This is a genomic window from Streptomyces vinaceus, assembly GCF_008704935.1.
Lineage (GTDB): Bacteria > Actinomycetota > Actinomycetes > Streptomycetales > Streptomycetaceae > Streptomyces > Streptomyces vinaceus.
In genome coordinates this window covers 6,159,596-6,175,000 of sequence record NZ_CP023692.1, presented here as the reverse complement: position 1 = coordinate 6,175,000, position 15,405 = coordinate 6,159,596, and the positions used below count along the sequence as shown (strand labels likewise).

At 73.7% G+C, this 15,405-nt stretch carries 13 protein-coding genes; 6 read left to right on the top strand and 7 right to left on the bottom strand.

Features of this window, described 5'->3' with window-relative positions; translation table 11 throughout:
* The first annotated feature begins 133 nt into the window (after nt 1-133).
* Nucleotides 134-583, top strand: coding sequence for a PTS sugar transporter subunit IIA (locus CP980_RS27960; protein WP_099893874.1), 450 nt, complete (start codon nt 134-136; stop codon nt 581-583).
* 75 nt (nt 584-658) lie between these two features.
* Nucleotides 659-2,329, top strand: a complete 1,671-nt coding sequence (gene ptsP / locus CP980_RS27955) for a phosphoenolpyruvate--protein phosphotransferase (RefSeq protein WP_132761240.1) — start codon at nt 659-661, stop codon at nt 2,327-2,329.
* A 111-nt stretch (nt 2,330-2,440) separates the two neighbouring features.
* On the opposite strand, the gene CP980_RS27950 is transcribed toward ptsP, so the two are convergent.
* The gene (locus CP980_RS27950) at nt 2,441-3,382 is read right to left on the bottom strand and encodes a hypothetical protein (protein ID WP_229907403.1); all 942 of its coding nucleotides are present in this window, start codon (nt 3,380-3,382) and stop codon (nt 2,441-2,443) included.
* Between the two features lie 86 nt (nt 3,383-3,468).
* Nucleotides 3,469-5,451 carry an acetoacetate--CoA ligase gene (locus CP980_RS27945; RefSeq protein WP_150529313.1) on the bottom strand — a complete coding sequence of 661 codons (1,983 nt, stop codon included), beginning with the start codon at nt 5,449-5,451 and terminating at the stop codon, nt 3,469-3,471.
* Nucleotides 5,452-5,659: 208 nt separating this feature from the next.
* Here CP980_RS27945 and CP980_RS27940 point away from each other — a divergent pair, with 208 nt between their 5' ends.
* Nucleotides 5,660-8,047, top strand: coding sequence for a glycoside hydrolase family 31 protein (locus CP980_RS27940; RefSeq protein ID WP_132761238.1), 2,388 nt, complete (start codon nt 5,660-5,662; stop codon nt 8,045-8,047).
* Between the two features lie 4 nt (nt 8,048-8,051).
* On the opposite strand, the gene CP980_RS27935 is transcribed toward CP980_RS27940, so the two are convergent.
* A complete protein-coding gene (locus tag CP980_RS27935) occupies nt 8,052-8,564 on the bottom strand; it encodes an NUDIX domain-containing protein (RefSeq protein ID WP_132761237.1) in 513 nt (170 codons plus the stop codon).
* A gap of 72 nt (nt 8,565-8,636) precedes the next feature.
* Here CP980_RS27935 and CP980_RS27930 point away from each other — a divergent pair, with 72 nt between their 5' ends.
* The 3 genes from CP980_RS27930 to CP980_RS27920 are packed head-to-tail and all read left to right on the top strand — an operon-like array spanning nt 8,637 to nt 10,699.
* The gene (locus tag CP980_RS27930) at nt 8,637-9,014 is read left to right on the top strand and encodes an Mpo1-like protein (protein ID WP_150529312.1); all 378 of its coding nucleotides are present in this window, start codon (nt 8,637-8,639) and stop codon (nt 9,012-9,014) included.
* A 33-nt stretch (nt 9,015-9,047) separates the two neighbouring features.
* On the top strand, nt 9,048-9,512 hold the full coding sequence (locus CP980_RS27925; protein WP_132761235.1) for a Zn-ribbon domain-containing OB-fold protein: 465 nt from the start codon (nt 9,048-9,050) through the stop codon (nt 9,510-9,512).
* Nucleotides 9,509-10,699 (top strand): lipid-transfer protein, encoded by a 1,191-nt coding sequence (locus tag CP980_RS27920; RefSeq protein WP_132761234.1) that lies wholly within the window; start codon nt 9,509-9,511, stop codon nt 10,697-10,699. The genes CP980_RS27925 and CP980_RS27920 overlap by 4 nt, the downstream gene beginning before the upstream one ends.
* A gap of 258 nt (nt 10,700-10,957) precedes the next feature.
* On the opposite strand, the gene CP980_RS27915 is transcribed toward CP980_RS27920, so the two are convergent.
* The 4 genes from CP980_RS27915 to CP980_RS27900 are packed head-to-tail and all read right to left on the bottom strand — an operon-like array spanning nt 10,958 to nt 15,188.
* The gene (locus CP980_RS27915) at nt 10,958-11,584 is read right to left on the bottom strand and encodes a GTP-binding protein (protein WP_099893867.1); all 627 of its coding nucleotides are present in this window, start codon (nt 11,582-11,584) and stop codon (nt 10,958-10,960) included.
* Nucleotides 11,565-12,002 carry a DUF742 domain-containing protein gene (locus tag CP980_RS27910; protein WP_132761233.1) on the bottom strand — a complete coding sequence of 146 codons (438 nt, stop codon included), beginning with the start codon at nt 12,000-12,002 and terminating at the stop codon, nt 11,565-11,567. The genes CP980_RS27915 and CP980_RS27910 overlap by 20 nt, the downstream gene beginning before the upstream one ends.
* Nucleotides 12,003-12,012: 10 nt before the next feature.
* Nucleotides 12,013-12,450 (bottom strand): roadblock/LC7 domain-containing protein, encoded by a 438-nt coding sequence (locus tag CP980_RS27905; RefSeq protein WP_030871925.1) that lies wholly within the window; start codon nt 12,448-12,450, stop codon nt 12,013-12,015.
* Nucleotides 12,447-15,188, bottom strand: a complete 2,742-nt coding sequence (locus CP980_RS27900; RefSeq protein WP_425281772.1) for a sensor histidine kinase — start codon at nt 15,186-15,188, stop codon at nt 12,447-12,449. The genes CP980_RS27905 and CP980_RS27900 overlap by 4 nt, the downstream gene beginning before the upstream one ends.
* Nucleotides 15,189-15,405 lie beyond the last annotated feature (217 nt).

Genomic DNA, 15,405 nt, shown 5'->3' with positions numbered 1-15,405 from the left:
TGGCGTGCTCTCCCGCAGGGGGCGCACATCGAGCGAACCGGGACGTGTCATGACATACCCTGCTGAAAGTACGTCGTCACAGCACCGGTTGTGACGACGACACGTTGAAGCCCCACCCCCTGGGAGGCCCCCCATGACCAGCGTGACGTCCCCACTCGCCGGGCGCGCCATCGGACTCGCGGCAGTGCCCGATCCGGTGTTCTCCGGCGCAATGGTGGGTCCGGGCACCGCTATTGACCCCGTGCGCGAGCCGTCGGAGGCGGTGGCCCCCGTCGACGGTGTGGTCGTTTCCCTGCACCCGCACGCGTACGTCGTCGTCGACGGCGAAGGGCACGGTGTCCTCACCCACCTCGGGATCGACACCGTTCAGCTCAACGGCGAGGGCTTCGAGCTGCTCGTCAACAAGGGCGACACCGTCACCCGTGGCCAGGCCGTCATCCGTTGGAACCCGCAGGCCGTCGAGGACGCCGGCAAGTCGCCGATCTGCCCCGTCGTGGCGCTGGAGGCGACCGCCGACTCCCTCGGCGACGTCGTCGAGTCCGGCGACGTGAAGACCGACGACGCCCTGTTCAGCTGGCAGTGACCTCGTCCGCCTGCACGGGCGGGTCGGACATCCACCGCGGCGGCTGGGCCCGCCGCTCAATCGGAGACGGGTGAAATGGAGACAACGCTGCGAGGCGTCGGCGTGAGCCACGGTGTGGCGATCGGCGAGGTGCGGCACATGGGCACGGCGGTTCTCGAACCGCCGGCCAAGCAGATCACCGCGGACGAGGCGGAGCGCGAACAGGGGCGCGCCCGCAAGGCCGTGGAGGCTGTGTCCGCCGACCTGATCGCGCGCGGCCAGCTGGCGGGCGGCGAGGCTCAGCACGTGCTGGAGGCCCAGGCGATGATCGCCACGGACCCCGAGCTGATGGCGGACGTCGACCGGCGCATCGCCGTCGGCAGCACGGCCGAGCGCGGTGTGTACGACGCGTTCGCCTCGTACCGCGACCTGCTCGCGGGGGCCGGGGAGTACATGGCCGGCCGGGTGGCCGACCTGGACGACGTGCGGAACCGGATCGTGGCGCGGCTGCTGGGCGTGCCGATGCCGGGCGTGCCGGACAGCGACGAGCCGTACGTGCTGATCGCGCGGGACCTGGCTCCCGCCGACACCGCGCTGCTCGACCCGGCGCTCGTCCTCGGCTTCGTCACCGAGGAAGGCGGCCCGACCAGCCACAGTGCGATCCTCGCGCGGGCGCTGGGCGTGCCGGCGATCGTGGCGCTTCCGGGTGCGGGTGAGATCGCCGAGGGTACGGTCATCGCGGTCGACGGCAGCACCGGCGACCTGTTCGTCGAGCCGACCGCCGAGAAGCGGGCCGAGCTGGAGGCCGCGGCCGCCGAGCGCAAGGCGGCTCTCGCGGCCTCGTCCGGTCCGGGCGCGACCTCCGACGGTCACAAGGTGCCGCTCCTGGCGAACGTCGGCGGTCCGGCGGACGTGCCGGCGGCCGTGGAGGCCGGGGCCGAGGGTGTGGGTCTGTTCCGCACCGAGTTCCTGTTCCTGGACGACAGCAAGAAGGCTCCGTCCGAGGAGAAGCAGATCGAGTCGTACCGCAAGGTGCTCGAAGCCTTCCCCGAGGGCCGCGTGGTCGTACGCGTCCTGGATGCCGGAGCCGACAAGCCGCTGGACTTCCTCACCCCGGCCGACGAGCCGAACCCGGCGCTGGGCGTGCGCGGTCTGCGCTCGCTGCTGGACCACCCGGATGTTCTGCGTACGCAGCTGACGGCGCTGGCGAAGGCGGCCGAGGGTCTGCCGGTCTACCTGGAGGTCATGGCCCCGATGGTGGCCGACCGCGCCGATGCGAAGGCGTTCGCGGACGCGTGCCGCGAGGCCGGGCTGCGGGCGAAGTTCGGCGCGATGGTGGAGATCCCCTCCGCCGCGCTCCGGGCGCGCTCGATCCTGCAGGAGGTCGAGTTCCTGTCGCTGGGCACGAACGACCTGGCGCAGTACGCGTTCGCCGCGGACCGTCAGGTGGGTGCGGTGTCGCGGCTCCAGGACCCGTGGCAGCCCGCGCTGCTCGACCTGATCGCCATGTCGGCCGAGGCCGCCAAGGCGGAGGGCAAGAGCTGCGGTGTCTGTGGCGAGGCCGCTTCGGATCCGCTGCTGGCCTGTGTGCTGACGGGTCTGGGTGTCACCTCTCTGTCGATGGGTGCCGCTTCGATTCCTTATGTGCGGGCGACGCTCGCCAAGTACACGCTGGCCCAGTGCGAGCGTGCCGCGGCCGCGGCACGTGCGTGCGACAGCGCCGAGGAGGCGCGGGTGGCCGCCCAGGCGGTGCTGTCCGGGGAGTAGCCGGCAGGACGGTGTGCGATCGAGGGGCCTTCGCCGGTGGCGGGGCCCCTCGGTCGTGTCCCCCTTACAGGTCGGCCCGACGGGCCGGCCTCGCAGGTCGGCCCTTGTCGGTCAGTGGTGCGGGGTCGGGTCGTCCACCTCGTAGCCGGGGCGGTAGTCGACGCCGGGCTCGGGGGCCACGGGGTCCCCGGTGTCGGCGTCGGTGCAGTAGGCGTTGAACACGGCCGCGGCGGACAGGGGGACCAGGCGTCCGCGGTCCAGGCGCCAGCCGTGGACCCGGTCGCCGACTCCCTCGGTGGTGCTGCGCAGCACCAGTCCCCCGGGGCCGCCGAGGGCGAGGCCGGCGGCGAGGACGGTCACGAAGTCGAGTCCTTCGCGGCCCTCCATGCGCGGTGGGCCGTCCCGGTCGGCCGTGACCTCGGCGTGCAGGACGGCGACGAGCTGCTCGTCCTGGGTGGGGACGCTGCACACGAGGTGGTGGTGGCCGGGCCCGGCGCCGTCGACGAGGCGGGTGAGCGTTTCGGTGGCCCGGGTGAAGGAGGCGTGGCCGATGTCCTCGCCGCAGTCGGCGCAGCTGCCGACGCCGGCGAGCAGGGTGGTGGCGTACTCCCAGGTGGCCTGGCGGACGGCCTCGTCGACGAGGAGCGGGACGAGTTCGTCGATGGGCTGGCCGGTGTAGGGCAGTACGGCCCCGGCGCCGGCCAGTTCGGCCGTGAAGCGGGTACGGGCTTCGGCGGTGTCGGGGTCGACGCCGTGTTCGCGGCAGAACTCGGCGTATTCCTCGGGGTCGAAGAGGGCGACGGTGGTGTGGAGCCCCTGGGCCGCCAGGGAGCGGAGCAGGCCCTCGACGTGGCGCAGGTAGTCGCCGTAGTCGTCTTGGTGGTCGAAGGTGAAGCTGCGGTAGCCGCGCATGGCCGCGAAGTCCCCGGCGTCGGCCAGGAGGCCGACGGTGTGGGGGACTTCGCGGCGCAGCAGGCGGCGCCGGGTGGTGCGGCCGCCGCTGTGGGCGGGCCGGCCGTCGTCGTGGCCGGTGTGGTGGCTCGTCCGTCGCATGGTTCCCCCTGAGTGGTGCGGTGACGCAGACGCGATCGACTGCTCACTCACGGTAACCATCGCCACTGACAGTGACCTCGCCGACCTCAGTCGCGGGTGCGGGTGCGGGCCAGCTCCTCGTAGAAGTGCAGGAGGTCGAGGTTGTCGACCGAGCCCGGGTTGACGGCCTTCGCCATGGGCGTGCCCTGGAGGAGGCGCTTGACCGGGACCTCGATGCGCTTGCCCGTCAGGGTGTGCGGAATGCCCGCGACCTCGATGACCTCGTCGGGGACGTGGCGCGGGGAGAGCTCCTCGCGGATCGTCGCCTTGATGCGGCCGCGGAGGTCGTCGTCGAGGGTGGCGCCGGGCGCGAGGTGGACGAACAGGGGCATCCAGTAGCCGCCGTTCGGCTCCTCCAGGCCGATGACCAGGGATTCCTTGATCTCGGGGAGGCGTTCGACGGCCTCGTAGATGTCCGCGGAGCCCATCCGGACGCCCTGCCGGTTGAGGGTGGAGTCGGAGCGGCCGTGGATGACGACGGAGCCGTGGTCGGTGATCGTGATCCAGTCCCCGTGGCGCCAGACGCCGGGGAACATCTCGAAGTAGCTGTCGCGGTAGCGGCTGCCGTCCGGGTCGTTCCAGAAGCGGATCGGCATGGAGGGCATCGGGTTGGTGACGACGAGCTCGCCGACCTCCCCGGTGAGCGGTTTTCCGGACGGGTCCCAGGACTGGAGGTCGGTCCCGAGGCAGGCCGCCTGGAGTTCGCCGATGTGGACGGGGAGCGTGGGGACGGCGCCGGCGAAGCAGCTGCAGACGTCGGTGCCGCCGCTGACGGAGGCGATCCAGAGGTCCTCGGCCACCTCGTCGTGCAGCCAGCGGAAGCCGTCGGGGGGCAGCGGCGAGCCCGTGGTGGCCACGCACTTCACGGCGGAGAGGTCGAAGTCCCGGCCGGGGTGGACCTCCGCCTTGCGGCAGGCCATGACGTACGCGGCGGAGGTCCCGTACAGGGTGGCCCCGGTCCGCTCGGCGATGCGCCACTGGGCCGCGGTGTCGGGGTAGCCGGGGCTGCCGTCGTACAGGACGACCGTGGTTCCGGTGAGCAGGCCGGAGACGAGGAAGTTCCACATCATCCAGCCGGTGGAGGTGTACCAGAAGAACCGGTCCTCGGGGCCGAGGTCGCAGTGCAGGCCGAGCTGCTTCAGGTGCTCCAGGAGGATGCCGCCCTGCGACTGGACGATCGCCTTGGGCAGGCCCGTCGTACCGGAGGAGTAGAGCACCCAGAGCGGGTGGTCGAACGGGACCGGCTCGAAGACCGGCTCGGCGGAGCCGGAGACCAGGTCCGACCAGGCGACGGCGGACTCGGGGGCCGGCGTGCCGAGCAGGGGGATGTGGACGACGGCCCGCAGCGAGGGGAGCTCGGCGCGCAGCTCGGCGACGGTGTCGCGGCGGTCGTGTTCCTTGCCGCCGTAGCGGTAGCCGTCGACGGTGAACAGGACCACGGGCTCGACCTGCTGGAAGCGGTCGAGGACGCTGCGGGCGCCGAAGTCGGGCGCGCAGGAGGTCCACACGGCGCCGACGGCGGCGGTGGCCAGGAGCGCGGTGACCGCCTCGGGGATGTTGGGGAGGTAGCCGCTCACCCGGTCTCCGGGGCGTACGCCGAGGGCGCGCAGCTCGGCGGCGAGTGCGCCGACCTGGCGGCGGAGCTCGGCCCAGGTGACCGGGGTGGCCTCATGGGTCTCGTCCACGTACAGGAGCGCGGCGTCGTCCGCGCGCGCCGGGTCCTCGGCCGCGCGCAGGGCGTGCTCGGCGTAGTTGAGGGTGGCGCCCGGGAACCAGCGCGCGCCCGGCATGGAGCGGTCGGCGAGGACGGACTCGTACGGGGTGGTGAACCGTACGTCGAACCACTCGGCGACGGCCTGCCAGAAGGTGTCGAGTTCGTCGACTGACCAGCTGTGCAGTGCGGGGTAGCCGCCGTCCGCGGGGGCTCCGAACCGCTCCGCAGCCCAGGCCTGGAAGGCGGTGATGCGGGCCGCGGCGATCCGGTCGGGGCCCGGGGACCAGAGGGGTTCCGGCGGGGTGGCTGAGGTCATGGGTCGGCTCCCGGTCAAGTCTGCGGCTCGCGCGTCGTGTGCGTGATGTGTGCGTGGCGTGCGTACGGCGCCGTCGCGCGGTGGGTGTGCGCGGCGGCTCACAGGGACCATGCCATGTGATCCACCTCCGCACCAGGGGCCTCTTGGACGAGTGAACGGAAGTTGAACGCCGCCCGCTCGCCGGGCGGCCGGTGGCAGGGTGAGCAGCATGAACGGTCGCGATCTGGTGCGTGCGGTGATGGAAATCGGTACGGAGCGCGGGCGGCGCGCGTGGCGCTCGGCCTGGCGCCACCGGCGCGCGGACGCGCTGGGGCTCCCGCGCCGGGGCGCGGAGCGGGCCCGCGTGCCGGGTCTGCTGAGCGGTACGGAGCCGCGGCCGGGCGGCGGCGTGCTGAGGTTCGCCCGCTCGGAGCTGCTCGTACGGGTCACGGCCGGCGGCGCGGTGTTCTGGGGCTGGGACGGGGCCGGGCCGACGCCGTCGTACGCACTGGTGGGCAGCGGGCCGGAGCCCGATCCGCGGGCCGTGCTGGAGCCGGACACGGGCGGCGGCTGGCGGGTGGTCTCGGAGCGGGTGACGGTGGCGGTCTCCCGGCACGGGGCGATCGAGGTCCGTACGCCGGGCGGGACGGTGCTGCGCCGGGAGCTGCCGCCGCGCTGGTGGGAGCCGGCCGAGCCGGTGGCCGGGGAGCCCGTCGAGGCGCGGTGGCTCCAGCGGTCCGAGGTGCCGGCGGACGCGCGGTTCTTCGGGCTGGGCGGGCGGGCCGGCGGGCCGCGGCTGCGCGACGGGGTGTACCGGCTGTGGAACACGGATCCCAAGGGCGGGTTCGGGCCGGGCGACGATCCGCTGTACATCACGATGCCGGTGCAGATGGTGGTCGCGGACGCGGGGACGCACCTGGTGTTCCACGACAACTCCTGGGACGGGCGGGTGGCGCTGCGCGAGGGCGAGGAGGGCGCCGGCTCCGGGGCGGACCGGCCGGGGGCGAGCGAGCTGCGCATGGAGGGCGGGCCGCTGCGGTGCTGGGTACTGGTGGGGACGCCGGCCCGGGTGCTGCAGGGCTGGTCGGGGCTGACCGGCGGGGCCGCCGTACCGCCCGAGTGGGCGCTCGGCTACCAGCACGCGAAGTGGGGGTTCGGGAGCGCGCAGGAGGTGCGCAGGGTGGTGGCGGGCTACACGGCGCGCGGGCTGCCGCTGTCGGCCGTGCACCTGGACATCGACCACTACGACGAGCACCGTGTCTTCACGGTGGACGCGGAGCGGTTCCCGGACCTGCCGGGGCTGGCGCGGGAGCTGGCGGATCAGGGCGTACGGCTGGTGTCCATCGTCGACCCGGCGGTGAAGGCGGGCGACGCCGTGCACGCGTCGGGGCTGGCGGTGGGGGCGGGCGGGGCTTTCGTACGGGACGCTCTGGGGCAGGAGGTGCGCGGCGAGGTCTGGCCCGGTGAGTGCGCCTACCCGGACTTCACGGATCCGGCGGTGCGCACCTGGTGGGGCGGCCTGTACGCGGAGCGGCTGGAGCAGGGCTTCGCCGGGGTGTGGCACGACATGAACGAACCGGTGTCCTTCGCTCCGTTCGGGGACATGACCCTGCCGCGCTCGGCGCGGCACGCGATGGACGGGGCGGGCGGGGACCACCGGGCCGCGCACAACGTGTACGCGCTCGGGATGGCGCGGGCGGGGTGGGAGGGGCTGGTGCGGCTGCGGCCGGCCGAGCGGCCGTTCCTGTTCTCCCGGTCGGGATGGGCGGGGATGCAGAGGTACGGGGGCACGTGGTCGGGGGACGTGGAGACGGGCTGGGAGGGGCTGCGGGCCTCGCTGGCGCTGGTGTTGGGGCTCGGTCTGTGCGGGGTGCCGTACTCGGGGCCGGACGTGGGCGGTTTCGGGGGCTCGCCGTCGCCGGAGTTGTATCTGCGGTGGCTGCAACTCGGTTCGTACCTGCCGCTGTTCCGGACGCATTCGGCGATCTGGGCCGGGCGGCGGGAGCCGTGGGAGTTCGGGCCTGAGGTGGCGGAGCGGGCGCGGGAGGTGCTGGCGGAGCGGGAGCGGTTGCGGCCGTACTTCCTGACGCTGGCCCAGCTGGCGCGGCGGACGGGGGCGCCGTACGTGCGGCCGTTGTGGTGGGGCGCGCCGGAGGACCGGGCGCTGCGGGACTGCGAGGACGCGTTCCTGCTCGGCGACGCGCTGCTGGTGGCGCCGGTGCTGGAGTGCGGGGCGGACCGGCGGGCGGTGCGGCTGCCGAGGGGGCGGTGGTACGACACGGCGACGGGGACGGCGTACGAAGGCCCCGGGCAGATCCTGCTGGACGCCCCGCAGGGCCGGATCCCGGTGCTGGCGCGGGCGGGGGCGGTGCTGCCGGTGCGCTCCGCCGGGGGCGGGGTGGCGTTGGAGGCGTGGGCTCCGGCGCGGGGGCGCGCGGGCGGCGGGGTGGTGATCCGGGATCCGGGGCCGGGGTTCGAGGCGGGGGAGGTCGAGCGGTACGCGGTGCGGTGGGTGCAGGACGCGGTGGTGGTGGAGGACGAGGCCGGTGAGCCCGTGGAGGGGGTGGAGGTAAGGGGTCTGACGCCGGCGGAGTTCGTCCGCGCCCGAGGGGCGTGAGCCCTCAGGCGGGGTAGCGGCCCGCGAACCAGGCAGCCGTGGCTCGGGTGTGGAGGGGGAACGCCAGCTCGGTCGGGGTGCGCAGGACGTGCCAGCCGGTGGTCTCGTCGGTCGGGGCCGACGGCGGGAGGGAGGCGGTGGGGCGCTGCGGCAGCAGTCCGAAGAGCAGCAGGTGGCCCGCCGGGGAGCTCATGGCGTCGGCCAGGAGGACGTCGGAGGCGGGGGCGTGGATGCCCGTCTCCTCGCGCAGTTCGCGTACGACCGCGTCGCGCCAGTCCTCGCCGAAGTCCATGAAGCCGCCGGGCAGGGCGATGCCCCCGAGGGCGGGCTCGATGGTGCGGGTGATCACCACCAGCCCGGTGCCCGCCTCGTCCTCGACGGGGAGCAGCGCGACGGCCACCGGGAGCGGATTGCGGTACGTGACGGCCCCGCAGGAGGCGCACGTACGGGGCCAGGCGGTCGTGTCGAACAGCGATCCGCAGGTGGAGCAGTGTGAGTCCCTCTGCTGTGCCGGCATGCCGTGATCGTATGCCAACCGCCGTCCTCGCGGTCCCTGTTGCCCTCCTGAGGCCGTGAGTACCGTGCCCGCATGACTTTCTCCACGTACGAGGAGTTCTGGCCCTACTACGTCGCCCAGCACTCCCGCGCCGCCACCCGCTGGATCCACCTCTGCGGCACCCTGACCGGCCTGGCCCTCACCGCGTACGGGCTGGCGCGCGGCCGCAAGCGGTTCCTCGCCGCGCTCCCCGTGATCGGGTACGGCACCGCCTGGCCCGCGCACTTCCTGATCGAGGGGAACAACCCGGCCACCTTCGGCCACCCCGCCTGGTCGCTGCGCGGGGACGCGCAGATGATCCGGATGATGCTGGCCGGGCGGGACGCGGAGCTTGCCGAGACCGCGCAGAAGTGGCTCGCCGAGAACCCGTGCCAGGGCCGCGCGCCCGTGGCAGACTCCGAGGGAACCTGACGCATCGTCAGATGACTGCCCAGGGAGGGTCCCTTGGAACGCACACGCACCCCCGTCGTCAGCGGGTGGTTCACCGAGGACGGGCCGGACGGCGCCGGCTTCCGGCTGCTCGGCACCCGGTGTTCCGCCTGCGCCGCGGTGTTCTTCCCGCGCGAGGACGCGTACTGCCGCAATCCGCACTGCCCCGGCGACGGCCTCCTCGCCGAGGTGCCGCTGTCCCCGCGCGGCCGGGTGTGGTCCTACACCGACGGGCGCTACCGGCCGCCCGCGCCGTACGTGTCCGACCCGGAGGCGCCCTGGGAGCCGTACACCCTGGTCGCGGTGGAGCTGGAGGCCGAGGGGATGGTCGTGCTCGGGCAGACGGTCCCCGGGGTCACGGTCGCCGATCTGGCGGTCGGGGCGGAGGTCGAGGTGGTCGGCGGCGTGCTGAACGAGGACCCCGACACCGGAACCGTGTGGACCACCTGGCGGTTCCGGCCGACGGGAGGCTCCGCGTGAGCGCCGACATCGCCGTCCTCGGGGCGGGCATGCACCCCTGGGGCAAGTGGGGCCGCAGCTTCGTCGAGTACGGACGGGCCGCGGCCCGCACCGCGCTCGCCGACGCCGGGCTGGAGTGGTCCGACGTCCGGTCGATCGTCGGCGCCGACACCGTGCGCTCGGGGTACCCCGGGTACGTGGCCGGGGCGACCTTCGCCCAGGCGCTCGGCTGGCAGGGCGCGCGGGTGACCAGCGTGTACGCGGCCTGCGCCTCCGGAGCGCAGGCCATCGGGGCGGCGCGGGCGCAGATCCTGGCCGGGCTGGCCGACGTCGTCCTGGTGGTCGGCGCGGACGCGGCGCCCAAGGGGTTCTTCGCCCCGGCGGGCGGGGACCGGCCGGACGATCCGGACTGGCTGCGCTTTCGCGTACTGGGCGCCACGAACCCGGCGTACTTCGGCCTCTACGCGCGCCGCCGGATGGCCGTGTACGGGGACACGCTGGAGGACTTCGCACAGGTCAAGGTCAAGAACGCCGCGGCCGGCGCGCTCAATCCGCTCGCCCGCTACCGCAAGCCGGTCACGGCCGAGGAGGTCGCGGACTCGGCGGTCGTCGCCGATCCGCTGCGGCTGCTCGACATCTGCGCCACCTCGGACGGGGGCGCGGCCCTGGTCCTGAGCAGCATGGACTTCGCGCGCTCGCGCGGCGTCGCCGACCCGGTGCGGATCCGGGCGGTGTCGACGGTGACGCCGACGTACCCCCGTACGGTCCTCGACCTGCCGGACATCGCCACGGACTCGGTGACCGCCGTCCGGCCGGCGCCGGGCTCGTTCCGGGCGTCGATCGCGCGGGCGGCGTACGAGGAGGCCGGGCTCGGGCCCGGGGACCTCTCGCTCGCCGAGGTGTACGACCTGTCCACCGCCTTGGAGCTGGAGTGGTACGAGGACATCGGCCTGTGCGCCGAGGGCGAGGGGGCCAAGCTGGTGCGGGAGGGCGCGACGGCGCTCGGCGGCCGGGTGCCGGTGAACACCAGCGGTGGGCTGGCCTCCTTCGGGGAGGCGGTGCCGGCGCAGGCCATCGCCCAGGTGTGCGAGCTGACCTGGCAGCTGCGGGGCACGGCCGGGGACCGGCAGGTGCCGGGGGCGCGGGCGGGGATCACCGCGAACCAGGGGCTGTTCGGGCACGGATCGGCCGTCGTCGCGGTGCGGTGAGGCGGGCCCTCGCGGTGCGGTGAGGCGGGTCGTCGTGTGACGGCCGCGGCCACGCCCGCGTGACGGCCGCGGGCGGGCGCGGATCCTGAACAGGGGCTGTTGTCGGAACGCTTGACGGCCCCCGGAGGCGGGTTCACACTCGCTCCACAGCCTCCCGCCGCGTACGACGCCCGGCCGAGGCCCTCCGACCCCCCATGAGAGCCGCGGCCCGTACCCCAGTCGGCGGGGGTACGGGCCGCCTCCTGTGGGGCGGGTGCCTCAGCCCCCCGCGGTCAGGCTCCGGCGCCGGGCCCGCGCCAGCGACATCGCGTGTTCCACGACCCCCACCAGGACGTCCTTGACGGACTCCCGGTCCCGGGCGTCGCACAGCAGCACCGGCACCTCGGGATCGAGGTCGAGCGCCTCCCGCACGGTCACCACCGGGTGCCGTTCGGCGCCGTCGAAGCAGTTGACGGCGACCGTGAACGGGATCCCCCGCCGCTCGAAGTAGTCGACGGCGGCGAAGCAGTCGGCGAGGCGGCGGGTGTCGGCGAGGACCACGGCGCCGAGGGCGCCCTGGGCCAGCTCGTCCCACAGGAACCAGAAGCGGTCCTGTCCGGGCGTGCCGAAGAGGTACAGCACCAGGTCCTCGCGCAGCGTGATGCGGCCGAAGTCCATCGCCACGGTGGTGGTGCTCTTGCCCTCCACTCCCCCCGTGTCGTCGATGCCGATGCCCGGCTCCGACAGCAGTTCTTCGGTCCGCAGCGGTCTGATCTCGCTGACCGCACTGACCAGGGTGGTCTTGCCCACCCCGAAGCCGCCCGCGACCAGGATCTTCAGGGTCAGCGGCTCGACCGGTGACACGGCATGCATGGCACCGGTGCGGCTAGAGCGCCCGAAGGCCATCGATCACCTCACGCAGAATGGATTCGTCGGGCAGTTCGGCCGGGGGTACCGGCCGGTTCACATGGACCAGTTGCTCGTCGGCCAGATCGCCGATCAGGACGCGTACGACCCCGACCGCGAGGTCGAGTTCCGCCGCGAGTTCGGCGACCGACTGCGGCCGCTCCCGGCACAGTCCGAGGATGTGGGAGTGCTCCGGGGACAGGGTCAGGTCCCAGACCGGATCGTCGGCCGCCGGTTCGGCGACGACGAGCGCGATCAGGTCGAGCCGGTGCTGGCCGGCGTGGCTGGTCCGGCCGCGGGTCATGGCGTACGGGCGCACCACGGGACCGGCCTCGTCGTCGAACCAGTGCGGGTGGGCGGGATCGTACGGCCGGCCTGGATCGTTCTCGGCCGGATCGTTCTGGCCTGGATCGCTCATGCCGTCCGCCTCACCCTCCGGCTGGCAGCCCGGAGCGGGGAGCGGTCGCCAGGTGGTCGCCTACCCGCTTGACCATGAGGGTCATCTCGTACGCGACCTGCCCGACGTCGGAGTCGGCGTCGGAGAGCACGGCCAGGCAGCTGCCGTCGCCGGCGGCCATGACGAAGAGGAAGGCCTCGTCCAGCTCGACCACGGTCTGGCGGACGCTGCCGGACTCGAAGTGGCGGCCGACGCCCTTGGCCAGGCTGTGGAAGCCGGAGGCCACGGCGGCCAGGTGCTCGCTGTCCTCGCGGGTCAGGTCCTTCGAGCTGCCGGTGGGCAGGCCGTCGCCGGAGAGGACCACCGCCTTGCGGATGCTGGCGACCCGGTCGACGAGCTCGTCGAGGAGCCAGTTGAGCGGACCGGAGCCGCGGCCCCGGGTGTCGTTGCCGGTCTGCGGTGCGGTCATCGACCGTCCCCCTCGTTCTCGTATCCGTCACCTGTGGCGGCGGAAGTGCCTGCCCCGGCTGCGGACTGCTGCTGTGCTTGCTGGGTGCGGCCCGCCGTCCAGCCGCGCTGGAGTGCGGACATGCGCGTACGGACCTCTTCGGCGTCGCGGTGGACCACCTGGTCCGCGGCGGCGTCGGCGGGTGCGGACGCCTGGGCGTTCTTCAGCTGGGGCGCCAGGTTGGCCTGGCGGACGCGCTTGGGCAGCCCGCCGGGGCCCTTGGCGCTGTGCTCCGGCTCCGCCCCGGGCCCGGGGACCGCGCTGACCGGGCGGGGCTCCACGCGGCGGCCGTGCTCGGCGACCAGGGTCGGGGTGGGCCTGCGGCGCGGCAGCGGTACGGCGCCGCCCTGGGAGCGGGACGCGTCGGAGCGGGCGCCGCGGACCGGATCGGTGCGGTGGCTGTCGAGGCGGACCGGGCCGGTGGGGGCCAGCGGCTCGCGGTCCTTGCCGCCCTTGCGCTCCTGGCCGCCCTTGCGGTCGGTGTGCGGGGCCCGGTCCGCGGGGCGAAGCCCCAGCAGCGCGCTGCGCGGGGTGCCGTTCGGCGGGGTCTCGTCGTCGAGGGTGGCCATGGCGGGGCGGCCGCCGACGCCGGTGAGGCCGGCGATCCCGGTGGTGAGCTCGTCGAGGGGGGCCGGGTCGTCGAGCCCGTCCAGCCCGAGGGCGCCGAGCGGGGCCTCCAGTTCCACCGGACCGCGCAGTTCGGGGGCGGCGAGCGTGCGGCCTGCCGGGGCGCGCTCCATGGCGGCCGGGGCGGGCCGGGCGGGGCCCTGCCGGTTCTTGGTGCCGAGGCCGGGCCGGCCGCCCTTGCCGTCGCCCAGGCGCAGGCCGGTGCCGTTGGTCTCGGGGGCCTCGGTGAGCAGGGCCGCCGGGAGGAACACCACGGCGGTGGTGCCGCCGTACGGGCTGGGCTGGAGGACGACCTTGACGGCGTGGCGCTGCGCGAGGCGGCTGACGACGAACAGGCCGAGGCGGTCGGTGTCGGAGAGTTCGAACTCGGGGGTCTCGGCGAGCCGGAGGTTCGCGTCGAGCAGGGCCTCCGGGTTCATGCCGAGGCCGCGGTCGTGGATTTCGAGGGTGAAGCCGTTGGCGACGCGTTCGCCGTGGACCTGGACGGCGGTGTGCGGCGGGGAGAACACGGTGGCGTTCTCCAGGAGTTCGGCGACGAGGTGGGTGACGTCGGCGACGGCGGGGCCGGCGATGCCGAGCCGCGGCAGCCTGCGCACCTCGATGCGCTCGTAGTCCTCGACCTCGGCGACGGCGGCCCGTACGACGTCCATGAGCTGGACGGGCTTGCGCCACTGGCGGGAGGGGGCCGCGCCGGAGAGGATCACGAGGCCCTCGGCGTGACGGCGCATGCGGGTGGTCATGTGGTCGAGGCGGAAGAGGTCGGCGAGTTCCTCGGCGTCCTCGGTGCGCCGCTCCATGGTGTCGAGCAGGGTCAGCTGGCGGTGCAGAAGGACCTGGTTGCGGCGGGCGAGGTTGACGAACACCTCGGAGACGCCCCGGCGGAGCTCGGCCTGCTTGACGGCGGCTTCGACGGCGGCGCGCTGGAGGGTGTTGAGGGCCTGGCCGACCTGGCCGACCTCGTCCTTCTCGTACTCCAGGCGCGGGGCCTCGGTCTCGACGTCGACGTGTTCGCCGGCGGCGAGGCGGCGCATGACGGCGGGCAGCCGGACGCCGGAGACCTCGTGGGCCTCCTTGCGGAGCCGGGACAGGTCGCGGACCAGGTCGCGGCCGATGCGCACGGAGAGGACGACGGAGAAGACGAGGGCGATGAAGCCGAGGACGCCGGCGATGGCCGCCTGGACGAGGACGTCCATGGCGACGGGTTCGACGCGCTTCTGGTAGCGGTCGCCCGCGGCGGTGCCCATGGTGGCGAGGTCGTCGAGGACCTTGCCCGCGGCCTCGTCCCACTGGGCGGCGGTGATGCGCGGGTTCTTGCCGGGACCGCCGGCGACGAACCGTTCCTCCAGGTCGCGCAGCGGCTTGGTGTCGGGGCCACCCCAGTACTGCTCGAACTGCTCGCGGTCGTCGGACGGGAGGATCGCGAGGTTGAACTCGTAGAGCAGGGCGCGGTTCGCGGCAAAGTCGGAGACGTGCCGGACGTCGGCGGGGGTCACGTTGCGGGCCGCGAGGGCGGCGGCCACGACGGCGTCCTCGCGCGAGAGTGCCTCGCGGGCGCGGGTGATGCCGACCAGGGCGCGGCCCTGCTTGTCCATCTCCACGTTCTCCAGGGCGTGGAGGTTCATGAGGAAGTCGTAGCAGGGGTCGACGAGACGGCTGTAGAGCTCCAGCGCCTGGCTCGGGTCGAGGGTGTTCTGGTCGACGGAGCGGCGCAGGGCGCCGATGCCGTGGAAGGCGTCGAGGATGGAGTCGAGGCGCTGGGCGGCCGCCGGGGCGAGTTCGTCCGAGACCTCGGGGTCCTTGGCGTTCTTGCCGATGCGGTCCACGAGCTCGTCGGTGGCGGCGCGGCGCTTGGCGAGTTCGGCGGTCGCGGTGGAGGCGCGCGGGTCGCCGAGGACGACGAGGCTCTGGCGGCGCTCCTTCTGGATGACGCGGACGACGTCCTCGACGGGGTAGCCGACCTTGTCGATGACGTAGGCGACGTCGAGGAGTTCGACGGCCTGGCGCCCGGTGAGCACGGTCGCGAAGCCCCAGAGGGCGGTGAGGGAGACGAGCGGCACAAGGAGCAACGCCACGATCTTCCGGCGGATGGACTTCCCGCGAAAGCGCATGGCCTCCCCAGCCTCCCCCAGCTCAACCCCGTTGGCAGGGGTCGGTGTTCCGTCATTTAAACGGCGTGAGCCTACTACTGCCGGGGAGCGGCTTCGAAGGCGTGTCCGGACGTTTTCGGCCGGGTGCCGGGGCGTAGATCAGCAGTTGTCCGACACATCCGGTCAAGAGCGGTCCGTTATG

Coding starts and splice junctions, on each gene's coding strand:
- ptsP (WP_132761240.1), top strand. CDS start 659: ATGGAGACAACGCTGCGAGGCGTCGGCGTGAGCCACGGTGTGGCGATC.
- CP980_RS27910 (WP_132761233.1), bottom strand. CDS start 12,002: ATGAGCGATCCAGGCCAGAACGATCCGGCCGAGAACGATCCAGGCCGG.
- CP980_RS27930 (WP_150529312.1), top strand. CDS start 8,637: ATGACTTTCTCCACGTACGAGGAGTTCTGGCCCTACTACGTCGCCCAG.
- CP980_RS27915 (WP_099893867.1), bottom strand. CDS start 11,584: ATGGCCTTCGGGCGCTCTAGCCGCACCGGTGCCATGCATGCCGTGTCA.
- CP980_RS27940 (WP_132761238.1), top strand. CDS start 5,660: ATGAACGGTCGCGATCTGGTGCGTGCGGTGATGGAAATCGGTACGGAG.
- CP980_RS27950 (WP_229907403.1), bottom strand. CDS start 3,382: ATGCGACGGACGAGCCACCACACCGGCCACGACGACGGCCGGCCCGCC.
- CP980_RS27945 (WP_150529313.1), bottom strand. CDS start 5,451: ATGACCTCAGCCACCCCGCCGGAACCCCTCTGGTCCCCGGGCCCCGAC.
- CP980_RS27905 (WP_030871925.1), bottom strand. CDS start 12,450: ATGACCGCACCGCAGACCGGCAACGACACCCGGGGCCGCGGCTCCGGT.
- CP980_RS27960 (WP_099893874.1), top strand. CDS start 134: ATGACCAGCGTGACGTCCCCACTCGCCGGGCGCGCCATCGGACTCGCG.
- CP980_RS27935 (WP_132761237.1), bottom strand. CDS start 8,564: ATGCCGGCACAGCAGAGGGACTCACACTGCTCCACCTGCGGATCGCTG.